The organism is Azospirillum sp., from assembly GCF_035628975.1.
Taxonomy (GTDB): Bacteria; Pseudomonadota; Alphaproteobacteria; order Azospirillales; family Azospirillaceae; genus Azospirillum.
The window spans coordinates 46,969-53,230 of record NZ_DASPIS010000007.1; the positions used below are offsets into that span (position 1 = coordinate 46,969).

At 67.4% G+C, this 6,262-nt stretch carries 6 protein-coding genes and 1 pseudogene; 5 read left to right on the top strand and 2 right to left on the bottom strand.

The window, feature by feature from the left end; all coding sequences use genetic code 11:
• The first annotated feature begins 37 nt into the window (after window positions 1–37).
• The gene (locus tag VD964_RS02170; protein ID WP_324865079.1) at window positions 38–667 is read left to right on the top strand and encodes an HdeD family acid-resistance protein; all 630 of its coding nucleotides are present in this window, start codon (window positions 38–40) and stop codon (window positions 665–667) included.
• 194 nt (window positions 668–861) lie between these two features.
• Window positions 862–1,524 carry a DedA family protein gene (locus VD964_RS02175; RefSeq protein WP_324865081.1) on the top strand — a complete coding sequence of 221 codons (663 nt, stop codon included), beginning with the start codon at window positions 862–864 and terminating at the stop codon, window positions 1,522–1,524.
• A gap of 19 nt (window positions 1,525–1,543) precedes the next feature.
• Here VD964_RS02175 and VD964_RS02180 read toward each other — a convergent pair whose 3' ends face one another.
• Window positions 1,544–2,176: a LysE family translocator gene (locus VD964_RS02180; RefSeq protein ID WP_324865083.1), complete on the bottom strand. Its 633-nt coding sequence runs from the start codon at window positions 2,174–2,176 to the stop codon at window positions 1,544–1,546.
• 257 nt (window positions 2,177–2,433) lie between these two features.
• On the opposite strand from VD964_RS02180, the gene VD964_RS02185 reads away from it, so the two are divergent.
• Both VD964_RS02185 and VD964_RS02190 read left to right on the top strand, forming a co-directional pair.
• The gene (locus VD964_RS02185) at window positions 2,434–3,420 is read left to right on the top strand and encodes a BMP family ABC transporter substrate-binding protein (protein ID WP_324865085.1); all 987 of its coding nucleotides are present in this window, start codon (window positions 2,434–2,436) and stop codon (window positions 3,418–3,420) included.
• 26 nt (window positions 3,421–3,446) lie between these two features.
• A complete protein-coding gene (locus tag VD964_RS02190; protein ID WP_324865087.1) occupies window positions 3,447–4,994 on the top strand; it encodes an ABC transporter ATP-binding protein in 1,548 nt (515 codons plus the stop codon).
• Between the two features lie 21 nt (window positions 4,995–5,015).
• Here the strand turns inward: VD964_RS02190 and VD964_RS02195 are convergent, their stop codons facing one another.
• A complete protein-coding gene (locus tag VD964_RS02195) occupies window positions 5,016–5,264 on the bottom strand; it encodes a DUF2312 domain-containing protein (RefSeq protein ID WP_012973951.1) in 249 nt (82 codons plus the stop codon).
• A 386-nt stretch (window positions 5,265–5,650) separates the two neighbouring features.
• Between VD964_RS02195 and VD964_RS02200 the strand changes: the two are divergent.
• Window positions 5,651–6,262, top strand: a pseudogene (locus VD964_RS02200) (NAD(P)(+) transhydrogenase (Re/Si-specific) subunit alpha); the annotation flags it as partial.

Sequence of the window (6,262 nt, forward strand, 5' to 3'; positions counted from 1 at the left end):
GTTGTCATTTCGCAAAACGGGCAGCGGGAGGCGTTTCATGTCCTACGATCCGGCACGGCGGGCGACGCCCGAGCCTGCAAGCCGCCTGCGCAGCATGAACATGCTGCTGGCGCGCAACTGGTGGGCGCTGGCGCTGCGCGGGGCGGCGGCCATCCTGCTGGGAATATTGGCGTTGATGATGCCGGGCGTGACGGTGGCCACGCTGGCGCTGACCTTCGCCGCCTATCTGCTGCTGGACGGCGTCTTCGCCATCCTCGCCGGCATCCGCGCCTCCCGCCACCATGAACGCTCGCTGCCCTTCATCCTGGAGGGCGTGGTCAGCCTGGTTGCCGGCATCGTCGCCGCGCTGTGGCCGGCCGCCAGCCTGTTCGCCCTGGTCTTCCTGATCGCCGCCTGGTCGGTCATCACCGGCTTCGCCGAGGTGATGAGCGCCTGGCGCATGGACCGCACCCACGGCAAATGGGCCTGGGGCGTGGCCGGGTTGCTGTCGATCCTGTTCGGTCTCAGCATGTGGGTGCTGCCGGCGCTGGGCCTGCTGGCGCTTGCCTGGGGGGTGGCGGCCTATCTGATCGCGTTCGGGATGCTGGCGCTGGTGACCGCCTTCCGGCTGCGGCGCTGCCACCGGGAGAACAGCGGCTCCGGCGGAGGGATGGCGACGGCGGCCTGAGTGGCCCCGCGCGATGCGCCTGTCCACCGATCGGCTTTTCCTATCGACACGCTCCCGACTCCGGCCGCCGAATGCCGGTCCGCCTTACCCCGACGGCTCAATCCTGCCCTGCCGAAGGGGGCGGGAACCGCCCGCCACAGCCGGCCGTTTTCCTGATGCGGGTCATATCGACCGCTGGGGGAGGACGGAACGGAATGGATGGCGGATTGACGGACTGGCTGGTGCACACCATGCACCACCTCCACTATATCGGGATCTTCCTGCTGGTGGCGCTCGCGCGGATCTTTCCGCCGCTGCCGGCCGAGTCGGTGATCCCGCTGGCCGGGATCGGAGCGGCGACCGGCGAGTTCACGCTGGTCGGGGTCGCCATCGCCGGCGGGCTCGGCTCGCTGGCCGGGCAGCTGGTGTGGTTCCTGCCCAGCCGGCTGATGGGCCGTGATCGGCTTGAGGCCTTCCTGAAGAAATACGGTCCCTGGCTGACCATCAACCCGAAGAAGGTGCGGCAGAGCACCGACTGGTTCGCCAAGCACGGCGGCATCGCCGTGCTGTTCTCGCAGCCGGTGCCGGGGGTGCGGACCCTGATCTCGATCCCGGCCGGGGCGTGCAGGATGTCGATCCTGAACTATTCGCTGGCTTCGGGCATCGGCTCGATCCTTTGGACGGCGCTGCTGGCCTGGACCGGCTACATGCTGTCCACCTGGCCCTTCGCGCATCGGCTGATCGGCTATTTCACCGTCGGGCTGCTGGTGGTGCTGGTCGGGCTCTATCTGTGGCGGCTGACCAAGCACCTGCATCTGCTGCGCAAGGGAACCGCGGCGCCGGACGCCCCTTCCGCCACGCCGACCGCAGGCTGCTGACGGTCGGCTTCTTATGGGCTCAGGCCATGCCGACGATGCCGGTCGCGGCCATGCCCAGCGCCCACAGGCCGAAAACGCCGAGTGCCACGCCGGTGCAGTGGTTCAGCATGGTCAGCCCGCGGTCGGAGATGCGGTGGCGGACGGCGGCGACGCCCATCGACAGCGTCATCCACCACAGCGACGATCCGATGAAGACGCCCAGCACCAGGGTCGAGGCCTCCAGCCGGTCCAGCGTGCCGCCCAACCCGAACCCGGCGAAGATGGCGATGAAGGCCATGATGGTCGCCGGGTTGGTCAGGGTCAGCGACAGCCCGGTCATGAAGCCGGTGAACCAGGATTTGGTGTCAGGGGCGGATGCCGCCTCCCGCTCTTCCGCGTCGGGCTGCTGGCGGAAGGTGCGGATCGCCACCACCAGCAGGAAGATGCCGCCGATCAGCTGGAAGGCCGTCTCGTGCCCGCGCAGGAAGCTGAGCGCCGCCGAAACGCCGAAGGCGGCGATGGCGCCATAGATGGTGTCGGCCACCGCGGCGCCGAATCCGGTGAAGAAACCCATCAGGGGGCCGTGCTGCAGGGTGCGGCGGATGCACAGAAGACCGATCGGCCCCACGGGTGCGGCGATGGCGAATCCGAGAACGATTCCCTGCAAAAGCACCCAGACTTCATCCACCGAGCGTCGCCCCCGTACTTCTGTCGCCAATTGCCGTGGTCGTTCCCGTGGCCCGCTGGCTGCGGCAATCCGCCACCGGTTCGACGCAACGACTATCGGCGGGGGTGATAAACGCCCCCGTTCCCGTCGTCAACCGGGGGCGCCGCGATTCGCTGCACCGTATCGTCCGCTTTCCCTGTTGTGCGGAATGATGGCGCGGTTATCCTTTGGGTCAAGTTTCGGCTTTCCGGAGTGGGTGGGACATGAAGACGCGTATCCTTGCCGCTATGCTGGCGATGACGGCGATCACCGCGGTCGGCCCCCAGGCGCTGGCGCAGGACTTCTCGCCGGCCGTGGTGTTCGATCAGGGCGGCAAGTTCGACAAGTCCTTCAACGAGGCCGCCTATAACGGCGCCGAGCGCTTCAAGAAGGAGACCGGCACCGCCTATCGCGAGTTCGAGATCACGAACGAGGGGCAGCGCGAACAGGCCATGCGCACGCTGGTCCGCCGTGGCGCCTCGGTGATCGTCGCCGTTGGCTTCTCGCAGACCGCGGCGGTGGAGAAGGTAGCGAAGGAGTCGCCCAACACCAAGTTCTGCCTGATCGACGACAAGCTGGAGGCTCCCAACGTCCAGTCCGTGACCTTCAAGGAGGAGGAGGGCTCCTTCCTGGTCGGCATGGCGGCGGCTCTGGCGTCGAAGACCGGCAAGGTCGGCTTCATCGGCGGCATGGACATCCCGCTGATCCGCAACTTCCTGACCGGCTACGAGCAGGGCGTGAAGCATGTCGCGGCCAGCGACGAGGTGTTCGTCAACATGACCGGCACCACGCCGGCCGCCTGGAACGATCCCGGCCGCGGGGCCGAGCTGGCCAAGAGCCAGTTCGCGCGCGGCGCCGACGTGGTCTTCGCCGCGGCGGGCGCCACCGGCCTCGGCGTGATGCAGGCGGCATCGGATGCCGGCAAGCTCGCCATCGGCGTCGACAGCAACCAGAACCACGTCCATCCCGGCAAGGTGCTGACCTCCATGGTCAAGCGGGTCGACGTCGTCGTCCATGACTGCATGAAGTCGGCGAAGGACGGCAGCTGGAAGGCCGGCCACCGCGTCGTCGGCCTGAAGGAGGACGGCGTCGGCTATGCGCTGGACGAGCATAACCGCAAGCTGATCACGCCGGAGATGGAAGCCAAGCTGGAGGAGGCCGAGAAGCAGATCATCGCGGGCTCGCTGGCGGTCAAGCCGTACAAGCCCTGATACACTCCCTGGGACCGGCTCCGTCGATGATGCAGGAAAACCCGCCGCCCGCCCGCTCCGGCATCGCTCTGGAAACGGTGGCGATCAACAAGTGGTTCGGCACCAACCATGCCAACCGCGACGTGTCGCTGTCCGTGCCGGCCGGAACGATCCACGGGGTGATCGGCGAGAACGGCGCCGGAAAGTCGACGATCATGAGCATCGTCTACGGCTATCTGCGCGCCGATGGCGGGGAGATCCGGGTGAACGGCAATCCTGCCGCCATCCGGACGCCGCGCGACGCGCTGGCCGCCGGCATCGGCATGGTCCACCAGCACTTCATGCTGGTCGATCCCTTCAGCGTGCTGGAGAATGTCCTGCTGGGGGCGGAAGGCGGGGTGACCCTGTCGGGCGGCCTTGCCCGCGCCCGGACCGAACTGACCCGGCTGGCCCGCGACTATGGGCTGGAGGTCGATCTCGACAGCCCGGTGGGCGAGCTGCCGGTGGGCGCCCAGCAGCGGGTGGAGATCCTGAAGGCACTCTACCGCGGCGCCGACATCCTGATCCTGGACGAGCCCACCGGCGTCCTGACCCCGCAGGAGGCCGACCACCTGTTCCGCATCCTGCGGGCGCTGCGCCAGCAGGGCAAGACGGTCATCATCATCACCCACAAGCTCCGGGAAATCATGGAGCTGACCGACAACGTCACGGTGATGCGCCGCGGGCAGGTGGTGGCCAACGTCGCCACACGCGACACCAGCCGGGAGCAGTTGGCCGAGTTGATGGTCGGCCGCAAGGTTCTGCTGCGCGTCGACAAGACGCCGGCCAAGCCGGGGGCGGAGGTGCTGCGGGTCGAGGGGTTGCGGGTGCGCGATCCGTCGGACGTGGAGCGGGTGAAGGGCGTCGGCCTGTCGGTGCGGGCGGGCGAGATCGTCGGCATCGCCGGGGTGTCCGGCAACGGCCAGTCCGAACTGCTGGAGGCGCTGGCCGGCATGCGGCCCATAACTGGCGGCTCGATCCGGCTGCGGGGGGAGGAACTGGCCGGCCATGCGAACCGCTTCAACGCCCGCGCGCTGCGCGGGCTCGGCGTCGGCCATGTGCCGGAGGACCGGCAGAAGGTCGGACTCGTCACCGGGTTTTCGGCGGAGGAGTGTTCGATCCTGGGCTTCCAGGACGATCCGGCCTGGAACGGGCGGGTGCTGCTGGACCGCGACTCCATCGCCGCCAACTGCGCCCGCCAGATGGAGGATTACGACACCAGGCCGCGCGACGGCACGCTGGCGGCGGCCAATTTCTCCGGCGGCAACCAGCAGAAGATCGTGCTGGCGCGCGAGATCGAACGGAATCCCGACCTGCTTCTGGTCGGGCAGCCGACCCGCGGCGTCGATATCGGCGCCATCGAGTTCATCCACCGCCGGCTGGTGGCCCTGCGCGACCAGGGCAAGGCCATCCTGCTGGTCTCGGTGGAACTGGACGAGATCCGCGCCCTGGCCGACCGCATCGTCGTGATGTTCGACGGCCACATCGTCGGCGAGGTTCTGCCGGACGAGGCGGACGAAAAGACGCTGGGGCTGATGATGGCCGGCTGCAACTGACGGCCGTCACCTCCCGGGTCGTTACTCCACCATGCCCAGCGCTTCCTTGTACAGCTCCAGGATGGCTTCCTGCTCCTGGCGGTCGGCCTTGTCCATCTTCCGCAGGCGGATGATCTGCCGGATGATCTTGGTGTCGAAACCGGTGCCCTTCGCCTCGGCGTAGACTTCCTTGATGTCTTCCTGCAGGCCGCGCTTTTCCTCTTCGAGACGCTCGATGCGCTCGACGAAGGACTTCAGGCGATCAGCCGCGATGCCGCCGACGTCGGACATGGCAAAACCTCAAACGATGGGGGTGTTCTGGAACAGGGGCGGGACAATATCGGCGGGCGGGGGGATTGGCAAGCCGACGATGTGACCCGGTCGGACGGGGCGGGCTTGCGCCTGCGTCATCGCGTCGCGCTGGTTCCTTCGTACACCCGGTTCCGCCGCGCGGATTTGAACAGCCCGTGGCTGGTTTGTCTTATTATCTGAAACAATCGTACGATAGGCTCACGCAGCCATTCCCTTTGTTGCGATGCACTGTATAGGCTGGTATTACCATCGAGGGGTTCGGCTTCACAAAGTCACACGGATGCGGCATGTATGCCCGTCGTCTGGGCCGATGACCCATGGGGGATGCCGGGATCGGCGTATCTGAGGCAGGGGAGTCTTATCTAATGAAAGTCGCCATTCCAAAGGAGCGACGTGCGGGCGAACTTCGCGTGGCCGCCTCACCGGAGACGGTGAAGAAGCTGAAGGGTTTGGGACTGGACGTGGTGGTGGAGAGCGGGGCCGGTCTCGGTTCCAGCCTTCCCGACGCGGCCTATGAGGCGGCGGGGGCCGCCATCGCCGCCGATGCGGCCTCGGCTCTGGCCGATGCCGACATCGTGCTGAAGGTGCAGCGTCCGCTCATCGCCGCTGAAGGCGGCGAGGACGAGCTGGCGCTGATGCGCCGAGGCACGCTGCTGTTCGCCATCCTCAACCCCTACAACAGCCGCGACCATGTGAAGGCCTACGCCGATGCCGGCGTCAACGCCTTCGCCATGGAGTTCATGCCGCGCATCACCCGCGCCCAGGTCATGGACGTGCTGTCCTCCCAGGCCAACCTCGCCGGCTACAAAGCCGTGGTGGATGCCGCCAGCGAGTATGGCCGCGCCTTCCCGATGATGATGACCGCCGCCGGCACCGTTCCGCCGGCGCGTGCCTTCATCATGGGCGTCGGCGTCGCCGGCCTGCAGGCCATCGCCACCGCCAAGCGCCTCGGCGCCATCGTTTCGGCCACCGACGTT